25 protein-coding genes are annotated in these 21,289 nt (G+C 71.7%); 9 read left to right on the top strand and 16 right to left on the bottom strand.

Going from position 1 to position 21,289, the window contains the following annotated elements:
* Positions 1-2: 2 nt before the first annotated feature.
* Together J3P44_RS17340 and J3P44_RS17335 are read right to left on the bottom strand one after the other, a co-directional pair.
* Positions 3-908 (bottom strand): helix-turn-helix domain-containing protein, encoded by a 906-nt coding sequence (locus J3P44_RS17340; RefSeq protein ID WP_255891714.1) that lies wholly within the window; start codon positions 906-908, stop codon positions 3-5.
* Positions 909-978: 70 nt separating this feature from the next.
* Positions 979-1,461: a hypothetical protein gene (locus J3P44_RS17335; RefSeq protein WP_255891713.1), complete on the bottom strand. Its 483-nt coding sequence runs from the start codon at positions 1,459-1,461 to the stop codon at positions 979-981.
* A gap of 61 nt (positions 1,462-1,522) precedes the next feature.
* Here J3P44_RS17335 and J3P44_RS17330 point away from each other — a divergent pair, with 61 nt between their 5' ends.
* Together J3P44_RS17330 and J3P44_RS17325 are read left to right on the top strand one after the other, a co-directional pair.
* Entirely contained in the window at positions 1,523-2,209 is a 687-nt protein-coding gene (locus J3P44_RS17330) for a response regulator transcription factor (protein WP_255891712.1), read from the top strand.
* Complete coding sequence (locus tag J3P44_RS17325; RefSeq protein ID WP_255891711.1) at positions 2,209-3,477, top strand: sensor histidine kinase; 1,269 nt, start codon at positions 2,209-2,211, stop codon at positions 3,475-3,477. The genes J3P44_RS17330 and J3P44_RS17325 overlap by 1 nt, the downstream gene beginning before the upstream one ends.
* 1 nt (position 3,478) lies before the next feature.
* On the opposite strand, the gene J3P44_RS17320 is transcribed toward J3P44_RS17325, so the two are convergent.
* Complete coding sequence (locus J3P44_RS17320) at positions 3,479-3,766, bottom strand: hypothetical protein (protein ID WP_255891710.1); 288 nt, start codon at positions 3,764-3,766, stop codon at positions 3,479-3,481.
* A gap of 343 nt (positions 3,767-4,109) precedes the next feature.
* Between J3P44_RS17320 and J3P44_RS17315 the strand changes: the two genes are divergently transcribed.
* From J3P44_RS17315 to J3P44_RS17295, 5 genes are read left to right on the top strand one after another with little or no spacing between them, the layout of a single operon-like run.
* A complete protein-coding gene (locus tag J3P44_RS17315) occupies positions 4,110-4,592 on the top strand; it encodes a hypothetical protein (RefSeq protein WP_255891709.1) in 483 nt (160 codons plus the stop codon).
* 2 nt (positions 4,593-4,594) lie between these two features.
* Positions 4,595-5,518: an FAD:protein FMN transferase gene (locus tag J3P44_RS17310; protein WP_255892126.1), complete on the top strand. Its 924-nt coding sequence runs from the start codon at positions 4,595-4,597 to the stop codon at positions 5,516-5,518.
* A complete protein-coding gene (locus J3P44_RS17305) occupies positions 5,515-6,081 on the top strand; it encodes a DUF8596 domain-containing protein (protein ID WP_255891708.1) in 567 nt (188 codons plus the stop codon). Before J3P44_RS17310 ends, J3P44_RS17305 begins: the two co-directional genes overlap by 4 nt.
* Positions 6,078-7,319 (top strand): NADH-ubiquinone oxidoreductase-F iron-sulfur binding region domain-containing protein, encoded by a 1,242-nt coding sequence (locus tag J3P44_RS17300; protein ID WP_255891707.1) that lies wholly within the window; start codon positions 6,078-6,080, stop codon positions 7,317-7,319. The genes J3P44_RS17305 and J3P44_RS17300 overlap by 4 nt, the downstream gene beginning before the upstream one ends.
* Entirely contained in the window at positions 7,316-7,510 is a 195-nt protein-coding gene (locus J3P44_RS17295) for a ferredoxin (RefSeq protein ID WP_255891706.1), read from the top strand. Before J3P44_RS17300 ends, J3P44_RS17295 begins: the two co-directional genes overlap by 4 nt.
* Before the next feature lie 9 nt (positions 7,511-7,519).
* Here the strand turns inward: J3P44_RS17295 and J3P44_RS17290 are convergent, their stop codons facing one another.
* Positions 7,520-8,383: a LysR family transcriptional regulator gene (locus J3P44_RS17290; protein WP_255891705.1), complete on the bottom strand. Its 864-nt coding sequence runs from the start codon at positions 8,381-8,383 to the stop codon at positions 7,520-7,522.
* Between the two features lie 84 nt (positions 8,384-8,467).
* Here J3P44_RS17290 and J3P44_RS17285 point away from each other — a divergent pair, with 84 nt between their 5' ends.
* The gene (locus J3P44_RS17285) at positions 8,468-9,373 is read left to right on the top strand and encodes an EamA family transporter (protein ID WP_255891704.1); all 906 of its coding nucleotides are present in this window, start codon (positions 8,468-8,470) and stop codon (positions 9,371-9,373) included.
* Between the two features lie 15 nt (positions 9,374-9,388).
* Here J3P44_RS17285 and J3P44_RS17280 read toward each other — a convergent pair whose 3' ends face one another.
* The 4 genes from J3P44_RS17280 to J3P44_RS17265 all read right to left on the bottom strand — a co-directional run bounded on the left by J3P44_RS17280 (position 9,389) and on the right by J3P44_RS17265 (position 13,343).
* Positions 9,389-10,414, bottom strand: a complete 1,026-nt coding sequence (locus J3P44_RS17280) for a cytochrome d ubiquinol oxidase subunit II (RefSeq protein WP_255891703.1) — start codon at positions 10,412-10,414, stop codon at positions 9,389-9,391.
* Positions 10,411-11,865 carry a cytochrome ubiquinol oxidase subunit I gene (locus J3P44_RS17275; protein ID WP_255892125.1) on the bottom strand — a complete coding sequence of 485 codons (1,455 nt, stop codon included), beginning with the start codon at positions 11,863-11,865 and terminating at the stop codon, positions 10,411-10,413. The genes J3P44_RS17280 and J3P44_RS17275 overlap by 4 nt, the downstream gene beginning before the upstream one ends.
* Before the next feature lie 70 nt (positions 11,866-11,935).
* Positions 11,936-12,295 carry a hypothetical protein gene (locus tag J3P44_RS17270; protein ID WP_255891702.1) on the bottom strand — a complete coding sequence of 120 codons (360 nt, stop codon included), beginning with the start codon at positions 12,293-12,295 and terminating at the stop codon, positions 11,936-11,938.
* A 214-nt stretch (positions 12,296-12,509) separates the two neighbouring features.
* Positions 12,510-13,343: an alpha/beta fold hydrolase gene (locus J3P44_RS17265; protein ID WP_255891701.1), complete on the bottom strand. Its 834-nt coding sequence runs from the start codon at positions 13,341-13,343 to the stop codon at positions 12,510-12,512.
* 101 nt (positions 13,344-13,444) lie between these two features.
* On the opposite strand from J3P44_RS17265, the gene J3P44_RS17260 reads away from it, so the two are divergent.
* Entirely contained in the window at positions 13,445-14,053 is a 609-nt protein-coding gene (locus tag J3P44_RS17260; protein ID WP_255891700.1) for a TetR/AcrR family transcriptional regulator, read from the top strand.
* On the opposite strand, the gene J3P44_RS17255 is transcribed toward J3P44_RS17260, so the two are convergent.
* The 8 genes from J3P44_RS17255 to J3P44_RS17220 form a co-directional block, all read right to left on the bottom strand.
* A complete protein-coding gene (locus J3P44_RS17255) occupies positions 14,028-14,777 on the bottom strand; it encodes an enoyl-CoA hydratase/isomerase family protein (RefSeq protein ID WP_255891699.1) in 750 nt (249 codons plus the stop codon). The genes J3P44_RS17260 and J3P44_RS17255 overlap by 26 nt on opposite strands.
* A 1-nt stretch (position 14,778) precedes the next feature.
* On the bottom strand, positions 14,779-15,957 hold the full coding sequence (locus J3P44_RS17250) for a thiolase family protein (RefSeq protein ID WP_255891698.1): 1,179 nt from the start codon (positions 15,955-15,957) through the stop codon (positions 14,779-14,781).
* Positions 15,954-16,748 carry an SDR family NAD(P)-dependent oxidoreductase gene (locus J3P44_RS17245; RefSeq protein WP_255891697.1) on the bottom strand — a complete coding sequence of 265 codons (795 nt, stop codon included), beginning with the start codon at positions 16,746-16,748 and terminating at the stop codon, positions 15,954-15,956. Before J3P44_RS17245 ends, J3P44_RS17250 begins: the two co-directional genes overlap by 4 nt.
* A gap of 69 nt (positions 16,749-16,817) precedes the next feature.
* Positions 16,818-17,831, bottom strand: coding sequence for an MBL fold metallo-hydrolase (locus tag J3P44_RS17240; protein ID WP_255891696.1), 1,014 nt, complete (start codon positions 17,829-17,831; stop codon positions 16,818-16,820).
* Complete coding sequence (locus J3P44_RS17235) at positions 17,831-18,163, bottom strand: EthD family reductase (protein WP_255891695.1); 333 nt, start codon at positions 18,161-18,163, stop codon at positions 17,831-17,833. Before J3P44_RS17235 ends, J3P44_RS17240 begins: the two co-directional genes overlap by 1 nt.
* A gap of 92 nt (positions 18,164-18,255) precedes the next feature.
* The gene (locus J3P44_RS17230) at positions 18,256-18,876 is read right to left on the bottom strand and encodes a TetR/AcrR family transcriptional regulator (protein WP_255892124.1); all 621 of its coding nucleotides are present in this window, start codon (positions 18,874-18,876) and stop codon (positions 18,256-18,258) included.
* 69 nt (positions 18,877-18,945) lie between these two features.
* The gene (locus J3P44_RS17225) at positions 18,946-20,448 is read right to left on the bottom strand and encodes a class I adenylate-forming enzyme family protein (RefSeq protein ID WP_255891694.1); all 1,503 of its coding nucleotides are present in this window, start codon (positions 20,446-20,448) and stop codon (positions 18,946-18,948) included.
* A 41-nt stretch (positions 20,449-20,489) separates the two neighbouring features.
* On the bottom strand, positions 20,490-21,284 hold the full coding sequence (locus tag J3P44_RS17220; RefSeq protein ID WP_255891693.1) for an SDR family NAD(P)-dependent oxidoreductase: 795 nt from the start codon (positions 21,282-21,284) through the stop codon (positions 20,490-20,492).
* Positions 21,285-21,289 lie beyond the last annotated feature (5 nt).

Genomic DNA, 21,289 nt, shown 5'->3' with positions numbered 1-21,289 from the left:
CCTCAGGCCTCCCCTCGCTGGACGCGCAGCCACGTGATGGGGTCTCCGTCGTCCACCTCGACGCCGTGGTGGCGAAGTGCGTGCCGGGCGACCTGACGTCGCGCGGCGGCGTAGGTGACCACATGTGCGAAGACGCTGCCCATCACGAAGCTCTCGGGCGGGTCGCACAAGGCATCGATGAGCCGGTCGTCCCACGCTCCCCTGCTGTCCAGGTCGCGCACCGTCGCGAGCCAGCGCGGCGCGACCTCGTCGTGCCGGGCCAGGAGGCCCGCCGGGGAACGGTCTCCCTTGGCGGGGAAGTCGCCGCCCTCGATCGCGGCCAGCCACACCTCCTTGGTGAAGACCAGGTGCTCGAGCAGGTGGGCCAGCGAGTCGTCCGGCCCGTCGAACCCGAGCATCTGCATCCCGGGCAGCAGCCGTGACTCGTACGCGTCGGCGGACACCCCCTTGGCCAGGTCGAGGAGGTGCCGGGTGTCGTCGAGGTCGTGCCGGACGAGGTGCTCGGTGATCGGGTTCATGGCGTGCTCCGTGGACTGCACCCACAGGGACATGGGTGGATGGAAGTGGATCCCGTTGGGCGCCGGCAGCCAGTGGCCCGCAGCAGGCGTGCTCGGCGGGTGACCGAAGGCGCGGGCGTACGCACGGGCGAAGCCCTCGACGGACTCGTAGCCCGCCTCGAACGCGGCGTCCGTGACGCTCGTCCCGAGCCCGATCCGCCACGCCGCGCGCTCCAGCATGACCCGGCGTCGCATCGCCACCGGCGGTTCGCCGGCCTCGCGCCGCAGCCGGCGGTTGAAGTGGTAGGTCGAGTAGTGAGCTCCACCGGCCATGTCCGCCAGGGTCACGTGCTCGTCGGCCAGCACGGCGTCGAGAAGCTCGCGGAGGCGATCACGACCGGTGTCGAACATGTCGACCAGTCTGGAGCACGGACGGCGTCCTCGACCCGACCGAAATTGCGCCCTCTGCCCGCTCGCGGCGTCAGTCGACGTCGACCTCGGCCTCGAAGACCGGGATCCCGTCGACGCACCGTGCCTCGATCCGCGACCGGTCGCCGTCGCTGGCCCGTTCGAGCTCGACGCGCACCCGATCCGGACCCCGGTCGTCGATCTCGAACCCGAAGCCACTGTCGGGGATGGCGTTCACCAGGCTCGCCGCCGGACCTCGGCACTCGACCGTGACCTGGCCCCCCACGCCCTGCCAGGTGCGGCGTGCCGGCCCCGCTGCCGGCGGTGTGCTGGACGACGGCGACGGCGACGGCGACGACGTGGAGGGGTTCGACTCGGACCGGGGCGACCGGGCGGACGCGTCCGGGGTCGGTTGCCCGGTCGCGGGCGCAGGCGGCTGGGACGACACCACTCCGTCACCGGCTCGGGAGATCACCACCCACACCAACGTCGATCCCACCGCCACCACCAGCAGCCAGACGGCGACGCCGACGGCCAGGGAGCTCGTAGGTCTCACGGCCGACATCCTTCCAGCCGTTCTCCTCGCACGACGGAGGATGCGGCGGTTACCGTGCCGCATGACCAGCATCCTCGTCGTCGAGGACGACGAACCCATCCGCCGCGCGGTGCATCGTGGGCTCAGCGACCGGGGGTACGCCGTCGCCTCCGTCAGCACCGGGCTCGCCGCCCTCGAGCACGTGCTGGCCGAGTCGCCCACCCTGGTCCTGCTCGATCTCGGCCTGCCGGACGTCGGCGGGCTGACGCTGCTGTCGATGATCCGAGCCGCGAGCCAGGTGCCGGTCATCGTGATCACCGCGCAGGACGACGACCCGACCATGGTCAAGGCACTCGACAGTGGCGCCGACGACTACATCGTGAAGCCGTTCGGCACCGACCAGCTCGCGGCCAGGATCCGCGCCGTGCTGCGCCGGGGCGGACGCGACGCAGCGCCGCCCGAGCCGCTGAAGCTCGGCGCCCTGACGGTCAACGAACGCACCCGCACGGCGACGCTGTCCGGGGAGCCCCTGGATCTCGCTCGCAAGGAGTTCGACCTGCTCCTCGCGCTCGCCACCCGGGCGGGAGACGTCGTCACCAAGCGCGAGCTGCTCGCCGAAGTGTGGCAGGAGGCCTACGGCGGCTCCGAGCGGACGCTCGACGTCCACCTCTCGCAGCTGCGACGCAAGCTGGGCGAGTCCGCGGCCGAGCCGCGCTACCTCCACAGCGTGCGCGGCGTCGGCGTACGCCTCGTCGCTCCGGACGCCTGATGCGTCGCCGGATCTCGCTGTTGGTGGTGGCCACGACCTCCGCGGTCGTGGTGTCGTTCGTGATCCCGCTGTGCCTGCTCGTCGGCACGCTGGCCGAGGACAGGGCACTCGCGGCGGCCGACCAGGAGGCGCGCAACGTGGCGATCCTTGTCTCGGGACTGACCGACGAGGCCCAGCTCGCCGAGCTCGTCGCCGGCATCGACAGGCGCGGCACGCCGTCGACCCAGGTGTTGACCGCCGGCGGCCGACAACTCGGCTCGGGTCCCGACATGACCGACGATGCCGACGTACGCCGCGCACTCGACGGCGAGGCGTTCACCGTCGTCGACGAGACCGGGGGGCAGGTCCTGCTGCCGGTCGTGGGCCCGGAGGGCACTGCCGTCGTGCGCAGCGTGGTCGGCCCCGACGACCTCGATCGCGGTGTGCTCCGGGCCTGGACCGGCATCGTCGCGCTCGGGCTCGTCCTGCTGGCGGCGGCCCTGGCGATCGCGAGCCGGCTGGGCCGACGGGTGAGCGATCCGTTGCGCCAGGTCGCCGACACCGCCCACCGCCTGCGGAGCGGCGAGCTCGCCGCCAGGGCCGAGGTCGCCGGCACCGAGGAGACCCAGGAGCTGGCTCGAGCGCTCAACGGACTGGCCGAGCGGACGACGGAGCTGCTCACCGTCGAACGCGCAGCGGTGGCCGACCTCTCCCACCGATTGCGGACGCCTGTGACGGCGCTGCGCCTGGATGCCGAGGCCGTCGCCGACCCCGAGCTGGGTCAGCGGCTGCAGGAGCACATCGGCGTCCTGCAGCGGACCGTCGACGCCATCGTCCGAGAGGCGCGCCGCCCCGTCCGCACCGACCTGGCACCGGACTGCGACGTCACGGCGACCGTCGCACGACGACTGGAGTTCTGGCGGCCGCTGGCCGAGGACCAAGGTCGCCCGCTCCAGGTGGTGCTGCCCGCCGAGGAGGTCCGCGTCCCCCTGAGCGAGGTGGACCTGGCCGACCTCGTCGACGTGGTGATCGACAACGTCTTCGCGCACACCCGCGAGGGCACCGCCCTGCGGGTCGAGCTGCACCGCTCCGGCGAGGTCGCGGTGCTGGCGGTGAGCGACAGCGGACCCGGCTTCTCGGACGACCGCGCGCAGCGCGTGGGCACCAGCGGACTGGGTCTCGACATCGCGTCCCGGACCGCCGCAGGGGCTGGCGGCTCCGTGCGGACCGGCCGCTCCGCAGAGGGCGGAGCGCTCGTCGAGGTGACCCTCCCCGTCCGGCGCCGATGACTCAGTCGTCGTCACGGTCGTCGTCATCGTGGTCGTCGTCATCGCGGTCGTCGTCGTGGTCGTCGTCACGGTCGGCGTGGTCGTCGTCGTGGTCGTCGTCGTGGTCGTCGTCGTGGTCGTCGTCGTGGTCGTCGTCACGGTCGTCGTGGTCGTCGTGGTGGTCGTCGCTCTCGTGGACCAGACGGGACGTGGACCGTCCACCGGCTGTCAGCGCTGGGGTCTGCACGACCGGCCGTGCATCCTGGGGCTCGCCAGCGGGAAGGACGACGGTGCGCACCACGTCGGTCACGCACACTCCGCGCTCGAGCTTCGCCGGAGTCGTGCACGGCGCGAATCGCGGGCGGTCGGGTCCGCGCTGCGTCCGACGCGCCGCCGTCTCGAGCGGTGCCGCAGCCACGCCGGCAGCGGGGGTCGACGGTGTCGCGAGCTCGTAGGCGGCGAAGGCTCCGCCCGCCCCGGCGGCCACGGCTGCGGACAGGACGGCGACGGTCACGATCCTCATGCCGGAATGGTGCGCCGACCGACCTCAGGTGCGCCTGTCCCCCACGTCAAGAGAGCGTCAGGGGGTCCCCTGAGGATCACTTGACGCAGCCCTGACGCGCGCTTTGCGTGACGCCGCCGAGGCTTGGGGCATGAGGACGAAAACCTTGCGAAGCACCACGCGCAGCCGCGACCGCCACCGCCTGGCCGTCGCCGCCGTCACCGGTGCGGCGACGGCGGTGTCACTGACCGCCACCGGATGGGTGGTGGGGGTGGCCACCGCGGACTTCGAGGCCGAGCAGGCCGCGCGCGATGCGGCGCAGGCCAGGGCCGACCGGCAGCGCGCACGCTATGAGCGGCAGGTCGCTCGTGCGCAGGATGCCTCGGCGCAGCAGGCGACGTTGCGCGAGCGGCCGACCCGGACTCGCGTGACCACGCGTTACGTGAGTGCCGGCACGAGCGGTGGCGTGGGGGGCGGCAACCTCACCGTGCCTGCGCGGTCCTCCGCCGCCACGTCCGGCACGAGCTCCGGCTCGGGCAGTGGATCGAGCGGTCCGTCCGGCGGCGGATCGGGCAGCTCGTCAGGCACGTCCACACCACCTCCGCCACCTCCGCCCACCACGAGCGGATCGTGAACATGGGCGTCGCGCCGCGGCACGCCACGTTCCGGGCCCTCGGCACCGAGGTCTACGTGGCTGTGCGCCGCTCCGCCCAGCTCGACCGTGCGCTTGCCGTGACGCGGGTGGTCCTTCGTGACGTGGACGAGGTGGCGAGTCGCTTCCGGGACGACTCGGATCTCGCACGGGTCAACGCACGACCGGGGCGATGGGTCGCCGTGGATCCGCTGCTCGTGTCTGCCGTCGAGGTCGCGTGTGCAGCTGCCAGGCAGACCGACGGTCTGGTCAACCCGCTGCTCGGCCGGGCGCTGGTGCAGGTCGGCTATGACCGGGACTTCGCCCTCATCGAGCACACGGCTGCGGGTCCGTCCACCGAGCCGGACCCACCGCCGCTGGATGCCTGGCGCGAGATCCGCACCGCTCCCGACGGCTACGTCCTGATCCCGCAGGACACCGCCCTCGACCTCGGTGCGACGGGAAAGGCCTGGGCGGCCGACCTCGTGGCCGCGGCCCTCACCGAACACCTGGACTGCTCCGCGATCGTCAGCGTGGGTGGCGACGTGCGCGTGGCTTCACCTGATGGCGGCGCGTGGCCGGTCGCTGTCTCGGAGCGCCCCGGGAGCGAGCCCGCCGAGATCACCGCACTGGTGGACGGCGGATTGGCCACGTCGACGACGACCGTGCGCCGGTGGACGCGCCACGGGATCCGCCACCATCACCTCCTCGACCCGCGGACCGGTATCCCCGCGAGCGGGACCTGGCGCACTGCCACGGCCGCTGGCACCACCTGTGTCGGCGCCAACACCGCCAGCACGGCCGCGATCGTGCTCGGCTCGCCGGCGGCCGGGTGGCTCGAGGCCCGCGGCGTCGCCGCGCGACTTGTCGACCAGCAGGGAGCCGTGGTCCGCACTGGTGCCTGGCCTCGGGGAGGGCGAGCGGCATGATCGCCGAAGGACCCCTGCTCTGGTACCTCAACCGCGCGACGGGACTCACCCTGCTCGTCCTGCTGACGGTCAGCACCGTGCTGGGAGTGCTCGCGACGGGCGGCCGGCCCGGCCACCGAGTTCCGCAGTTCGTGACCCAGCAGGTGCACCGCAACCTGGCGCTCCTCTCGGTGGTGGCCCTCGTCGTGCACGTCGGGTCCGCAGTGCTCGACACGTTCGTCGACATCTCGTGGTGGGAGGCGGTCATCCCCTTCGGGGCGTCGTACGAACGGCTGTGGCTCGGCCTCGGCGCTCTGTCGCTCGACCTGGTCGCGGTGGTCGTGGTGACCAGCCTGGTGCGGTCCCGGTTGACGCACCGACGCTGGCGCGCGGTCCACCTGCTCGCCTGGCTGGCATGGGCGCTGGCCGTCGCGCACACCGCGGGGATCGGCACCGACATCGAGCAGCGCGCGACGTGGGCCGTGGTGCCGACCGTCGTCTGCGTGCTGGCCGTGGTGGCGGCCCTCGGGCTGCGCCTGGGGCAAGCCCTGAGCGATCACCACCTCGTCAGGAGCGACTCGTGAGACCACCGGTCCCGTTCCCGGACCAGATCCGGGTGCACCCCGGGCCTGCGTTGCTGTCCGGGATCGAGCGGGGGCCGTCGTTGGCGGCCCACCGGTCCCAGCACGGCGCCGTGCCCCGGCTCGACTCGGCAGCGTTGACCGACGTGGTCTCCTCGGTGGGGCTGCGCGGCCGAGGCGGGGCGGCCTTCCCGTTCGGGATCAAGCTGGGCGCGGTGCTCGACCGAGCCGGCCGGACCCGCCGGCCGGTGGTCGTCGTCAACGCCAGCGAGGGCGAGCCGGCCAGCAGCAAGGACTCGGCTCTCGCACTCACCCGCCCCCACCTGGTGATCGACGGAGCCGTCGCGTCCGCTGTGGCGCTCCGGGCACAGGAAGTGCACATCGTGCTCCCGGGTGACCGTCCGCCCGCAGCGGCAGCCCTGCGCCGGGCCATCGCCGAGCGTGACGACCCGGTCGAGCTGATCGAGCACACCGCTGCACGACGGTTCGTCGCCGGGCAGTCCAAGGCGGTGTCGGAGCTGATCTCCGGCAGGCCGAACCTGCCGGTCACGTCCTGGCAGCCCGAGGCGACGTCCGGGGTGGGTGGTCGCCCGACCCTGCTGTCGAACGCCGAGACGTGGGCTCACGTGGGTCTGCTGGTGCATCACGGCACCGCGGCCTACCGCAGGTTCGGGACCTCTGCGGAGCCCGGCACGGCCCTGCTCAGCGTCACCACCCCAGGTGCGGTTCCGTCCGTCCACGAGGTGGAGTACGCCACCCGGATGCGGGACGTGCTGCCGACGACCCTGGCCGGGGCGCCGGTCCTGATCGGGGGGTTCCACGGGTCGTGGGCCACCTGGGACACGGTGGCCAGCCTGCGGGTGTCGGTGCCGGGGATGCGTTCGCTCGGCGTTGCGCTGGGAGCCGGGGTCGTGCACGCTCCCGGCCACGGGACCTGTCCGCTCGCCCTGACGGTGCGGATCACCGACTACCTCGCCTCGCAGAGCGCCGGGCGGTGCGGACCGTGCCTCAACGGGCTGCCCGCGCTGGCACTGGCGCTGCACCTGGTGCTGGACGGATCCGGTGGACGGGACCGCGTGGAGGAGCTCGCCACGCTCGTCGTACGCCGCGGTGCGTGCGCGCATCCGGACGGCACCGTCCGGCTCGTGCGGTCGCTGTTCACGGCCCTTCCCGGTGAGGTGTCGGCCCACGCCACGGGTGGCTGCGTCGCCACCGGGCCGATGGAGAGGCTGGCGTCGTGACCCGCCAGCTCCGCGTCGACTGGCCCGCCTGCCAGGCCCGCGGCCTGTGCCACGAGCTGCTGCCGGAGATCGTGGACCTGGACGAGTGGGGCTATCCGATCGTCACCGGTCCGGTGACCGACGACCTCCGCGGCGACGCCGCGACCGCCGTGCGCGCCTGCCCCCGTCTCGCCCTGAGGGTCGTGGGCTGAGCGCGAGCCTCAACCCGTCGCCAGGCGCTGCATGACCGCCCGCAGGGGCGGCCACGTGTCGCGGCCGCGGCGGATGACGGCGTACGCCCGCAGCATCGCGCCGCGATCGGGAAGTCGCAGCACGCTCACGCCACGGCGTGAGGTCCGGCCTCGCGGCAGCAGTCCCACTCCCCTGCCCGCGGCCACGAGGTCGTCGAGGAGCTCGAGGGCGTCGATCCGGTGCACCACCCGCGGCACGAACCCGGCACGGGAGGCCAGCGTGCGCAGCGCGTCCTCGTCGGCGGTGTGCCGCGAGTTGACGATCCAGTCCCGGTCGGCGAGGTCCGCGAGCCCGAGGTGGCGGTCCCGGGTGGGCACACCCACGCCCCACTCGTGCTCCCACAGGAATGTGGCCTCATGGTCGTCGCGCCACTCGGCGGGAGCGAGGTCGTAGTCGTAGACGAGCCCCAGGTCCACCTCGTCGCGCGCCAGGAGGTCGAAGGACTCCAGCGGCTCGTACTCGTGGATCCGCACCTCGATCCCGGGGTGCGTGCGGCGGAGGTCGTCGATCGCCGGCAGCAGGGAGCGGCGGATGGCCGAGGCGAACCCGGCCACGCGCAGGACACCGACCGGCTCGGAGGACGGGTCCAGGTCGAGGCGGGCCGCGTCGACGGCAGCGAGGATCGAGACCGCGTGCTCGGACAGCCGCCGTCCCGCCGGGGTGAGACGCACCCGGCGACCGTCCGGCTCGAGGAGCGGGGTGCCGACGTCGCGGGCCAGCGCCGCGATCCCTTGGGAGACGGTCGAGGTGGTCGTGCCGAGTGCTTCGGCCACCTCGTGCATCGACCCGAGGCGGGAGAGCTCGAGCAGCATCCGCAGCCGCCGCACGTCCATGCCACGATTGTGTCGTCCTGACGAACGGTTTGTCCAGCATAGTCACGTGGACGCGAACGGTGTGGATGGCCTTCACTGGGCTGCATGACCCACACCACGACCCGCTCGCCCGCACGCACCGGGGCCACGATGGCGGTCGCCTCCATGCTCTGTGTCCAGCTCGGACTGGCCGCCTCGGTCGGAGTGATGGACGACATCGGCGCTGCCGGAACCGCGTGGCTACGGCTGTCCTGGGCCGCCATCCTGCTGCTGGTGATCGTCCGGCCGCGGCTCGGTGACTACAGCCGCGAGGCGCTGTGGGCCGGTACGGCGCTCGGCGTGGCGACGGGCGGGGTGACGCTGCTCTTCATGGCCGCCGTCGCCCGGCTGCCCCTCGGCACCGCGAGTGCCCTGGAGTTCCTCGGTCCGCTGACCATCGCAGTGGTCCGCAGCCGGGGGGCCGGACGGGCCTGGGCGCTGCTGGCAGCCGCGGGCGTCGTCTGCCTCACCCAGCCGTGGACCGGCGACGCCGATCCCGTCGGCGTGGCCCTCGCGCTGGGCGCGGGCGTGTGCTGGGCGGCGTACATCCTGCTGACGCAGCGCGTGGGTGACGCCGTGAGCGGCCTAGGTGGTCTCGCCATCTCGATGCCTGTCGCCGCGCTGGTGGCGACTTTCGTGGCCGGCCCCGGCGTGGTCGGCGACCTGACGCCGCAGCTGCTGCTGGTCGGCCTCGGCCTGGCGATCCTGCTGCCGGTCGTGCCCTTCGCCCTGGAGCTGCTGGCGCTGCGACGGTTGACCACGGGCGCGTTCGGGACGCTCATGGCGCTCGAGCCTGCCTTCGCCCTGGTGATCGGATTCCTCGCCCTGAGCCAGGTGCCCAACGGTCTCGCCGTGGGCGGCATCGTGCTGGTCGTCGCGGCCGGCGTCGGGGCCGAGCGGAGCGGGGCGCGCACCGCCGAGGTGAGCGCCGAGTCGGGCGAGCCCGTGAGCACGGCGCCGACTCCGGCCTAGCCCCGCGCGTACGGCTCAGTGATCGCTGGGTGCCTGTTCCCCGTGGTGCGACCACGTCTCCGACTGGGTCAGCCGGTAGAGATAGCCCAGCGCCGGAAGCACGATCACGACGGCGAGGCCGACGGCGACGAGCAAAGCCTCCAGCGTGGCCGGGGCGCCCGCAGCCTCGGCGATGGTGACCTGGTCGACGAGCAGCCACGGGTACTGCGCCACGCCCCACCCGCTGACCACGGCAGCGACGGCGACCAGCGCAGTCCCACGTGCGACCGCGTAGCGACGCGTACTGACCAGCACCAGCGTGGCGATGCCGGCGAGCGCGGACGCCACGACCAAGGGTGCGGCCCGGGTCTCGAGACCATCGGCCAGGGTGGGCGCGTCGCGCTGCAGCGGGATCAGCGCAGCGAACACGACAACCCCGGTGACGGCCCCGACCGCCAGCGTCCGTCGGCGCAGCTGCTCGGCGAGGACCCGCCCGCCCGAGCGGCTCGCGTCGGCGCACAGGAAGGTCCCGGCGAGGAACGCGCAGGTGCCGACCGCGATGATCCCGCCGAAGACGGAGGTCGGGTTGAGCCATGAGCTCCACAGGTCACCGCGCCCGGTCGCCGGCACCCGCCCGGAGGCGATGGCGCCGGCGACGGCGCCGAGGAAGAACGGCGTGATCACCGACGAGATCGCGAAGACGGCGCCGAACAGGCGTGCCTGCCCGAGCGTGGCGGCGTACTTGCGGAATGCGAAGCTCGCCCCGCGGAGCACGATCCCCAGCAGGGCCAGGAGCATCGGGAGGATGAGTGTCGACATCGTCGCGGCGAAGGTCTCGGGGAACGCCGTCCACCAGGTGACGAGGACGTAGATGAGCCACACGTGGTTGGCCTCCCACACCGGTCCGATGCTGTGGTCGACCAGCGTGCGCAGCTCGGCGCCGCGGGCCGTGCCGCCGGCGGTGAGGTCGTAGAAGCCGGACCCGAAGTCGGCACCGCCGAACAGGGCATAGGCGAGGACTCCCACGAACAGGGCGGCGGCGACCACGTCAGCCAGGCTCACCGGACCGGCTCCTCGGCGGCCTCGGCGCTGGTGGAATGACCAGGACCCTGGGCCTGCGGCCCGTACGGGCTGGGCAGGTCGACCTCCCCCGCCCGCCAGCGCCGCGCCATCGAGCGGAGCACCACGATCGCCCCGACGGTCATGAGCGTGTAGACCACCGCGGTCACGCCGAGCAGCCACCACAGGCCTGAGTTCTCCCCGGCCGCTTCGTGGGTGCGCATGAAGCCGTAGACGACCCACGGCTGCCGACCGACCTCGGTCGCGATCCACCCGGCCTCCATCGCCACGACGGCGAGCCCGCCGGTCACCGCGGCGAACCTGAGGAACCAACGTCGCTCCATCAGGTCGTGGCCCCGCCAGCGGGCCACCCAGAAGACGACCGCGGCCACCATCAACAGCGTGCCGATCCCCACCATGCTCTGGAACGCCAGGTGGGTGATGTTGACCGGCGGGTGGTCCTCGACGGGGAAGCTCGACAGCCCCTCGACCGGCTTGGTGAAGGAGTTGCGGGCCAGCAGCGAGCCGAGGTGGGGGACGTCGATCGACCACCTCACCTCGCCGTCGACGAGCAGCCCGCCGAGCCGCAGTGGCGAGGGACTCTCGGTCTCCGTCGCGAGCTCGAACGCCGCGAGCTTCGTCGGCTGCGTCTCCGCGAGCCGGCTGCCCAGCAGGTGACCCACGAGCGGCTGGACGACTGCCGAGACGCTCGCGAACGCGAAGGCGAGGGTGAACCCGAGCCGGTGCGGCCGGTCGCGGCGGCCGCGCAGCATCCCCACGGCGTACACGGACGCGATGGTGAACCCAGCGACCATGTAGGCGGCCACCCACATGTGCAGGAACTGCCAGAACGCGTCGGGGTTGAGGAGCACCGCCCACGGCTGGATGTTGCGCACCTCGCCGTCGACGAGCTCGAACCCGACGGGGGCGTTCATCCAGGCGTTGACCGCGATCACGCAGAAGGTGCCCACGACACCGGTGACGGCCATCGGCACCACCATGAGCAGGTGCCGCGCCGGTGGCATCCGGTCCCAGCCGTAGAGGTAGATCCCGAGGAAGATCGCCTCGATGAAGAACGCCAGCCCCTCGAAGGCGAACGGCAGGCCGAGGACGTCTCCGTAGGTGCCCATGAGCCCCGGCCACAGCAGGCCCATCTCGAAGCTCAGCACCGTCCCCGACACCGCCCCGATCGCAAACAGGACCGCGGAGACCTTGGCCCACTTGCGCGCGAGCAGCAGTGCGTCCCGGTCGTCACGCCGGATGCCGATCAGATGCATCGTGAAGATCATCGCCGGGAAGGCGACCCCGAAGCACGCCAGGACGATGTGCCATCCCAGCGACAGCGCCATCTGCTGACGCGCGGGAAGCAGGCCGGCCGGGTCGGCCTCCCCCGCGACGTGGGCCAAGCCGGACACGGAGTCGGCCACGACTGCGAGGAAGAGGAGAGGATCCATCACGCTGCCACCGTAGGCACCCGGCGGCGCGGGATCACGCTCTTGTGAATGTTTTCACAAGATCTGTGCGTCAGTCCCCGAACACCAGGACGGCCACCACCAGCAAGGTGCGCGCCAGGCCCAGCAGCGGTCCGAAAGGAAGCGCGAAGCCGATCCAGAACACCAGCTCCGCAGGCAGCAGGGCCAGTGCCAGCCACAGTGCGGTCGCTGCGTCGTGCCACAGCAGCACCCCCACGACGACCTCGGCCCCGCACACGGCCGCGAAGGCGAGGAGCAGTGCGGTGCTGGTCGGGAGTCCCCAGCGCTCGAAGGGGCCGCCGCCGTACGTCGGGAAGCCGAGGAACGTCCAAGCCTGGTTGTGCTGGGCGAAGTACCACGCGCCGTACACGCCGGGGAGGCCGAAGCCGAGGCCGAGCACGAGGGAGCACACAGCCGCCGCCTTGGTCACGGGATCCCCGGGCTCGCACGCGGCGCGAGGGCGTGCCGCAGCTGAGTCATGTTGGCCTCGCGCTGACGGCTGGCCATCACCACGACCGCCGGGAACAGCGCGACTCCATCCCTCACCGTACGGCTGCGTCGCCGTTGGACACCACTCGAGATGCTGAAGACCCGGACCGTGCTGGTCCGGGCCTTCGCTCGGCGACTCAGCGACCGAGGAAGTCGAGCAGGATCTCGTTGACCTCGTCGGCGTGCGTCCAGAGCATGCCGTGCGGGGCGCCCTCGATCTCGACGTACGTCGCGGCGGGCAGCGCCTGGGCGAAGCGCCGGCCGGTGGCGTCCACCGGGAGGATGTTGTCGGCCGTGCCGTGGACGATCAGGGACGGGACGTCGATCTTCTCGATGTCGCCGCGGAAGTCGGTGAGCCAGGTGGGCTGCGCCCAGACCGAGGCGTAGGGCGAGGCGTTGTAGGCCAGCTGCTGGTTGGCGTCCAGCGCCTCCTGGCTGAGCCGGTTGCCGAGGAACTCGTCGGTGTTGAAGAAGCCGGCGAAGAACTGGGTGAAGAACGCGTAGCGGTCGGCCTGCACCGCGGCCAAGAGCCCGTCGAAGACGCTCTGCGGGACACCCTCGGGGTTGTCGTCGGCCTGCAGCAGGTAGGGCTCGAGGGAGCCGAGGAAGACCGCCTTGGCCACCCGCTCCGAGCCATAGGCGCCGAGGTAGCGACCTACCTCGCCGGTGCCCATGGAGAAGCCGACGAGCACCACGTCGCGCAGGTCGAGGGTGTCGAGCACGGTCTTGAGGTCCGCGGCGAAGGTGTCGTAGTCGTAGCCCTCGGTCGCCTTGCTGGAGCGACCGAAGCCGCGCCGGTCGTAGGTGATGACGCGGTGGCCGGCCTCGAGGAGGGCGGCGGTCTGCTTCTCCCACGACGAGCCGTCGAGCGGGTAGCCGTGGATCAGCACCACGGGCTGCCCGGTGCCGTGGTCCTCGTAGTAGAGCTCGAGGTCGGTGGAGTTCTCGGTGCCGACGGTGATGAAGCCCATGTGCATTCCTCTCATCGAGGAGAACGTGCGTTCTCCGGTTGTCCGCTACTGTAGAGAACGTTGGTTCTCAACGCAAGCCAGAAATGGAACTGGAGCACCCGATGCTGCCCCGCCCCGAACCGGAAGTCGACCCCGCGCAGCGCGTCGTCGACGCTGCCGACGAGCTCTTCTACGCGCGTGGGATCCGCGCGGTGGGGATGGACGACGTACGCACCGCCGCCGGCGTCTCGCTCAAGCGCCTCTACTCGCTCTTCCCCGGCAAGGACAGCCTGGTCCTGGCCGTGCTCCGCAAGCGCCACGCGATGTGGACCGAGGGCCTGACCGCGGCGGTGGAGTCGATCGAGGAGCCGCGCGAGCGGCTGCTCGCGGTCTACGACTACCTGGCCGAGTGGTTCGCCGAGGACGGGTTCCGCGGCTGCGGCTTCATCAACGCCTTCGGCGAGCTGGGACCCACCTCGCCGGAGGTCGCGGACTACGCCCGCGAGCACAAGAGGTCGTTCCAGGACCAGCTCGCGGCCCTGGTGGCCGAGGCGGGCTTCGACGTCTCGCTCGCACCGCAGCTCGCGATCCTCGCCGAGGGCGCGCAGACCACCGCGGCGATCGAGGGCTCACCGGACGCGGCCGGGCACGCCCGGCGGGCTGCCGAGACCTTGATCGACGTAGCAGCGTCGCTCGACCCGGGGGTCAGCGACTCGCGAAGCCGGCGATGAGCCTCTGGGCCTCCTCGCCCTTGACCATCTCGGCGATGGTGCGAGCTTCTTCCGCGCCGGTCTCCGCCCTCGACATCTCCCACGCCTGGCGCATCAGCCGACGGACCTGACCCAGGGCCGTCGCCGGACCGGCGGCGAAGCCGGCGGCCAGCTCTCGGGCACGTGCGCCTGCATCGCCGGCAACCTCCGAGACGAGTCCCCACTCCAAGGCCTCCGACGCCGTCAGCCGCTTTCCCGTGAGCGCGAACGAGAGCGCCCGCTGCTGCCCCACCGCGCGCGGCAGCAGGTAGGAGACACCGCAGTCGGGAGTGAACCCGATGCTCGGATAGGCGAAGACGTACGTCGTCGCGGGTGCGGACACGATCACGTCGCTGCTGAGCATCAGCGCGAGTCCCGCCCCCGCGACCGCACCGTGCACCGCCGCCACGACGGGTTTCTCCATCGCGGCCAGCGCACGAAAGGTCGCGTCCAGCTCCGTCGCGAGCTGTTCGACGTACGCAGCCTGGTCGGGCGCCGCGGCGAAGGAGGACACGTCGCCCCCGGCACAGAACCGGGGCCCGGCCCCGGTGACCAGGACGGCCCGGACGTCAGGGTCCGCCGCGGCCGCGTCCACAGCAGTGGCGAGCTGGCGCGCGGTCTCGAGGTCGAGCGCGTTGGCAGCATGCGGCCGGTTCAGCTCGAGGTGTGCGACCCCGTCCGTCACCGCGACCTCCACGAGGGCCATCTCAAGCCCTCCGGAACAGCGCGGCCAGTGCCTGGCCGCCGCCGATGCACATGGTGACGATGCCGAGCTCGAGGTCGCGGCGGACGAGGTCCTTGGCCACGCGCAGCGACAGGATCGCCCCGGTCGCGCCGACCGGGTGCCCGAGTGCGATGGCGCCGCCGTAGGGGTTGACCTTCGCGGGGTCCAGCTTGGCGTCCCGGATGACTGCCACCGCCTGGGAGGCGAACGCCTCGTTGAGCTCGATCGTGTCGATGTCGGAGGGCGAGGTGCCCGTCTTCTCGAACAGGGCCTGGAGCGCCAGCACCGGCGCGTAGCCCATCAGCTCGGGCTCCATCGCCGCCGTCGCCACCGCTTCCAGGGACACCAGAGGAGTGAGCCCCAGCCCGGTGGCCGCTGACTTCCGGGCGAGCACCACCGCCGCCCCGCCGTCGTTGATGCCCGATGCGTTGCCGGCGGTGACGGTGCCTCCCTCCGCGAAGGCGGGGCGCAGCCTCGCCAGTGCCTCCAGCGTGGTGCCGGGCTTGGGGTGCTCGTCCGCCTCCGCCGTGAACGGCGTCCGCCCGCCGACCTCGATGGGCACGATCTCCTCCGCGAACGCCGCCTGCGCCTCGGGGGTCGCCGCACGACGTTGTGACTCGACCGCGAACTCGTCCTGCTCCTCGCGCGAGACGCCGTACGCGGTGGCCACGTTCTCCGCGGTCACCCCCATGTGGATGTCGCCGAACGGGTCGGTGAGCATCATGACGGTCCCGTCGACCAGCGACCGGTTGCCGAGCCGGTAGCCGTTGCGCGCCCCGAAGTCGTAGAACGGCATCCGGGTCATCGACTCGTCTCCCCCGGCGAGGGTGAGGTCGAGGTCGTTCCAGCGCATCTCCATCGCAGCGGACCAGATGGCCTGGAGGCCCGAGCCGCACAGCCGATTGACGGTGTAGGCCGGCACGTTCTTCGGCACTCCGGCGGCCACCGCGACCCGCCGTGCGTTGTAGGCGTCCGGACCGACCTGGCCGATGCAGCCCATCACCACTTCGGCGATGTCGGCGCCGTCCACGCCCCCGCGCGCCAGCGCTCCCCTGGCAGCGGTGGCTCCGAGCTCGTGGGCGGACACATCCTTGAACATCCCGCCGAAGCTGCCGATCGGCGTACGCGCGCCGTCGACGATGACGATCTGATCTTCACTCATTGCGTGCTCCTAGGACGTCCTGCGAATCTGCCGGCGGCGATCCCGCCGTCGATGACAAGGTCGGTGCCCGTGACGTAGCGGCTCTCGTCAGAGGCGAGGTAGAGAACCGCCTGGGCCACCTCGACGGGCGCGCCGCGCCTGCCGACAGGGATGGTCCGCACGTAGGCGTCCCAGTCCGTGTCCGCGAAGTCCGCGGAGTCGGTGATGGCCGTGTCGATGCTGCCGGGGCAGACCGCGTTGACCGTGATCCCCCGGTCCGCCAGCTCGAGCGCCGCGACGCGGGTCAGCGCCGAGACCGCCGACTTGGAGGCCACGTAGGCGCCCAGCCCTGCAGTGGGCAGCACTCCGTTCACCGAGGAGATGTTGACGATTGCGCCGTGGTCCACCATCCGTCGGGCAGCGAGCCGGATGCCGAGGAACGTCCCGACGAGGTTGAGCTCCATGATCCTGTTGAAGTCGTCCAGCGTCGTGTCCGCGATCGAACGCCTCAGCGCCGCGCCGGCGCAGTTGACCAGGGTGGTCAGGCGGTCGCCGGCGTCCTCCATTGCGGCTGCGACGGCTGCCCAGCCCGCTTCCTCGGTGACGTCCAGCCGGACGAACCGGGCGCGTTCACCGAGGGCCCCTGCGAGTGACTCAGCACGTTCCTGGTCAATGTCGGTGACGTAGACCGTCGCACCCGACGCGTGGAGGAGCTCGCTGATCGCGAGGCCGATCCCGCCGGTCGCCCCCGTGACCAGCACGCACTTGCCCGTCAAGCGGCTCGTGGACGGGCTCATCAGAGCTGACGTCATGTGTGCGTTCCTCCTGTGGTCGATCTTCGTGCGCCCGGACGCGGACGCGGGCGGGCGGGCACGAGCGCTTCAGACGAGCGAGAACAGCGCACCGTCGGGGTCGTCCTGGACCTGGGCCTGCCCCCGGTCGACGAGCACGTCGAGGTGGGCGATCGTCTCGCAGGTCGCGATCATCTGGTTGAAGCTGTCGAGCTCGTCGAAGCGACGGTGCCGCCGGGTCCAGGTGAGCGCGCGGGCCACGCGCCCGGCGACCACCTCGCCGAGCTCGTCGAGGACCCGTACGGTCGCCGCCAGCCGCAGGTCGTGGTGCTCGAGGAGCTCGGTCGCCCGGGCATGGGCGGTGCGTCCGGGGGCGCCGTGCGCAGGGAGCAGCAGCGCGTCCGGCCGCGCCAGCGTCGACTCGAGCGAGGAGAGGTAGTTGGCCAGCGGGAGCTCCCAGTCGCCCAGCTCGAACCCGATGGACGGGGTGATCGTGGGCAGGAGGTGGTCGCCGCTGAAGAGGATCCGGGCGTCGAGGTCGTGGTAGACGAGGTGTCCCTTGGTGTGACCGGGGGTGGCCACGGCGTCCAGGGTCCTGGTGCCCACGGCGAGCTCACCAGGGTCGAGCCACGAGTCCGGCTTCTCCCATCCGTCGGCGTCGAACTCCTCGCTCTCGGTCATGACGCGGACCACCGCCGCCAGGTCCTCCTCGCCGGACCTGCGCAGCTGCCGCAACGCCGTGATCGGCACGTTGGTGGCGATCTCGAGGAGCTCGTGGAGTCCCGGGGCCTCGTCCCGCCCCAGGTGCACCCGCGTCCCGAAGTGGCGCCTCAGCTCGACCGCGAGCGTGTAGTGGTCGCGGTGGACGTGGGTCACGTAGATGTCGTGGATCGACGTGACGTCGTGCCCGACGCTGGCCAGTGCCGAGGAGAGCTCCTCGAGACCGGTCGACGTCCGCCAGCCACCGTCCACGAGGGCGAGTCCCTCGCCGGTCTCCATCGCATAGACGTTGACGGCGTGCAGCCCGTCGTTCGGCAGGCGCAGCGGCACCCGGAACACGCCGTCCGCGACCTCGTGTGCTCCCGGTTCGTCCCAGTCGACCATCAGGCGTCCCGTCGCTCGCCCACCATGGTCATCTCGTCGCCCGTGAAGATCATGCGGCGCCCGCGCATCGGTCCGACGTGGGCGACCGCGGCCTGCCACTCCTCGCTCGCGAGTGCCACGTCGAGTGCCTCCTTCGAGTCGAAGCTGAGGATCGAGAGTCCGTCCCAGCCTGCCGACTTCTCGTCGGTGCCCTCGGCGAGCTCGGTGTGCAGCCAACGGCGGAGGCCGGGAAGCGGGTACGTCACCTCCGCGTGCTCACCGCGCCACCAGTCGATGAACTGTCGGTGCGTCCAGTCATGCGGCCGGGCAGCGAGGACGATCAAGTTGTGCATGGAAACTTCCTGACCTGAATTTAGTTCAATTCGATGGGTCCAAGTTACCCGACCGCCCTCGTTCGCACCAGTGCCCCGCGCAGAGCCATGCCCTAGGGGCCGACCACGCGGACCGCGGCGTCCGCGATCAGCTCACGCACGTCGTCGAGCGACAGCCGTCCGCCCGGGCGGTACCACCGCCACACGCTGACCACCATGGCGAGCACCACGGTCGCCAAGGCACGCGCGTCCCGCTCGGGGAACGCGCCGGAGGCCATCCCCCGCTCGACCAGGGCGGTCCACTCGTCCTCGATCTCGCGTACGTGCTTGCGGGCCTGCTGCCGCTCGACCTCCTCCCTCTCGGAGGCCCGAGGCGTGGCGAGCAGGTCCATGTGGTTCTGCAGGATCCGCATCTGGAGGACCTCGCGCGGGCTCACGTCGTACGCCGCGGCGATGGCCGCCCGTAGCGCGGCGTCGGCCTGCGGGACGTCGGCCGTGACCTCGCGGAAGCGCTGGAGCGAGCGCGCGAGCTCCAGGCTCATGATCGTGAGCAGGCAGTGCGCCTTGGACTCGAAGTAGTGGTAGAGCGCGGTCTGGCCGATGCCGACCTCGTCGGCGATCTTCGCCCACTTCGTGTGCTCGTAGCCGTCCTGACCGAAGCTGTCGATCGCCGCGGCGAGGATCCCGGCACGTTTGGAGCGCGGGCCCTCTCGTTCCATCACGTCCTGGACCATCTCGTGCACCCCGTTCCGAGTCGATTCACGTGGTTGGGTCGCCGTCCAGCCTAGCGACGTGACGTGAACTCAGGTCACCTCGAGGGATGCGCTCATCAGGCGTTCGGCGAGGTCGGTCGCGTCCCGACGCGAGAGCTTGCCCACGCGGTTCTGCGGCAGGTCCGAGACGACGAACACGTACTCCGGCCACTTGGCCTTCGGGACCCCGCTGTCGCCCAGGAATCCGGTGACGCTCTCCAGGCTGAGGGCGGGATCCGACGACACCACGAGTGCCGCGGCCCTCTCCCCCAGCAGCTCGTCCGGCACGGGAACCACGCACACCTGCGTCACCGACGGAATGCGAGCCACCGCTGCCTCGACCTCGTTGATGTCGATGTTGCGGCCTCCTCGGATGATGATCTGCTTCTCACGGCCCAGGATCGAGATCGTCCCGTCCGCGTTCACGCGGGCGAGGTCGCCCGTCGGCAGGAATCCGTCGTCGGTCAGCTCTCGGGAGGGCGAGCCGTCGCGGGCGTAGCCGACGAACAGGCTCGGGCCACGCACCTGTGCCGCGCCCACGCTCCCTGTCGCGATGGCGCGGCCGGCATGGTCCACGACGCGCACCTCGGTGCCCGGGAACGGACGGCCGTCGGTGCCGAGTCGCGTGGAGGCTTCCTCGTCGGGTCGCGTCGTGGTGTGTCCGAGGCACTCGGACATGCCGAAGACCCGGATGATCCTCGTGCCGAGAGTCCTCTCGGCCCGACCGAGCGCGTCGGCGTTCATCGGTCCGCCCCCGACGGTCATCGCCCTCAGGCCGGCGAGCCTGCCCTCCGCCTCGGGGCGGACGGCGAGCTGCAGCGCCATGGTGGGGACCAACATCGTCCACCTCACCTCGTGCCTCGCCATCGCCTCGACCGCGAGCTCCGGCTGCCACGAGTCGATGCACACCATCGGGCCGCCGAGCATCGCCGGGAGGTACATCCCGAAGCAGAAGGCTGCCACCGACGACAGCGGCACGAAGGCGCCCACGGCATCGCCGGGGCGGAGCCCGATCGCCTCGATCGTCGAGCGACCGGCGTACCGGATCGACTCCTCGGACTGCACGACGCACTTGGGACGGCCGGTGGAGCCCGACGTCATGGCGACGGCTGCACCCCCGTTCCAGCGTTCGACCGGGCTGACCGGTCGGCCTGACGTGGCCACGGTCCATCCGTCGATGCTCGGGCGTCGGTGCGGGAAGGCCGTGTCGGAGACCCCCCACCGCTCGAGCACGCCCTCGGTCGCGAACACGGCGTCGGGCCGGATGTCCTCCATCGCGAGCTCGAACTCGGCGGCGGACGCGTGGTCGCTGAAGACCGCGACCATGCCGCCCCTCAACCCGACGGCGACCGCGGCCGCCAGCGTTCGCCACGTGTTGTCCGCCTGCACCAGGACCGTCGGGGAGCCGCCGAGCGAGTCGGCCAGGAGGGCTGCGATCTCGCGCGCGGCCCGTACGACGTCGCCGACCGTGTGCGTGCCGAGAGCGTCCACCACCGCCACGTCGTCCGGGGCGCGACGGGCACGCTCGGTGAGCTCCTGGGCAAGAACCTGCATGGGGTTGTCCTCCTGCGATCAGTGTTGCTGATGTACGGCCGTCATCGGGCCGTCCACCCTCCGTCGACGACCAGGGAGTGGCCGGTGACGTAGGACGAGGCCGGCGAGGCCAGGAAGAGCAGGGCGCCGTCGACCTCGCCCGGTCCGCCCCCTCGGCCGAGCATCGTGTTGCGGCGGACCCAGCCTGCGGACTTCTCGTTGGCGAAGAGCCCGTCGGTCATCTCCGTGTCGAACCAGCCGGGGACGATGGCGTTCACGCGGATGCCGCGGCGACCCCACTGGCCGGCGAGCTCGCGGGTGAGTCCGAGTGTCCCGGCCTTCGAGGCCGCGTAGCTCGCTCCTCCGATCGGCGAGGTCGAGACGAGCCCGATGACCGAGGAGATGTTGACGATCGAGAGCGTCCGACCATCAGCCACGGTCGAGGCGACCTGGGAAGCCAGATGGAACCCGGACGCCAGGTTGAGGTCGAGCAGACCGGCAAAGCCCTCGACCGTCTCCTGCTCGGCGTTCGGCGGTCCCGGCATGCCCGCGTTGTTGACGAGCACGTCGATGTGGCCGGCGATCGCGGCGGCCGTCTCGACCAAGCTCCGCCGATCATCCTCGGAGGTCACGTCGCACGCGACCGGGACCACCCTTCCTCCGGCCGGCCCGGTCCCGTCGAGCTCCTTGGCGAGCACCTCGAGGCGGTCGAGCCTCCTCGCCGCGGCCACGACGGTGGCGCCGGCGTCGACCAGCGTGCGCGCGAACCCCTCCCCCAGCCCGGACGAGGCTCCGGTCACGATGGCGACGCTGCCGCGCAGGTCGAAGAGGTCGCTGACCCTGGATCCGTTGCTCATCTCGT

This window comes from Nocardioides astragali, from assembly GCF_024436375.1.
GTDB classification, from domain to species: domain Bacteria; phylum Actinomycetota; class Actinomycetes; order Propionibacteriales; family Nocardioidaceae; genus Nocardioides; species Nocardioides astragali.
Note: the sequence above shows the minus strand (reverse complement) of the source record. Positions and strands in the feature narration are given on the sequence as shown.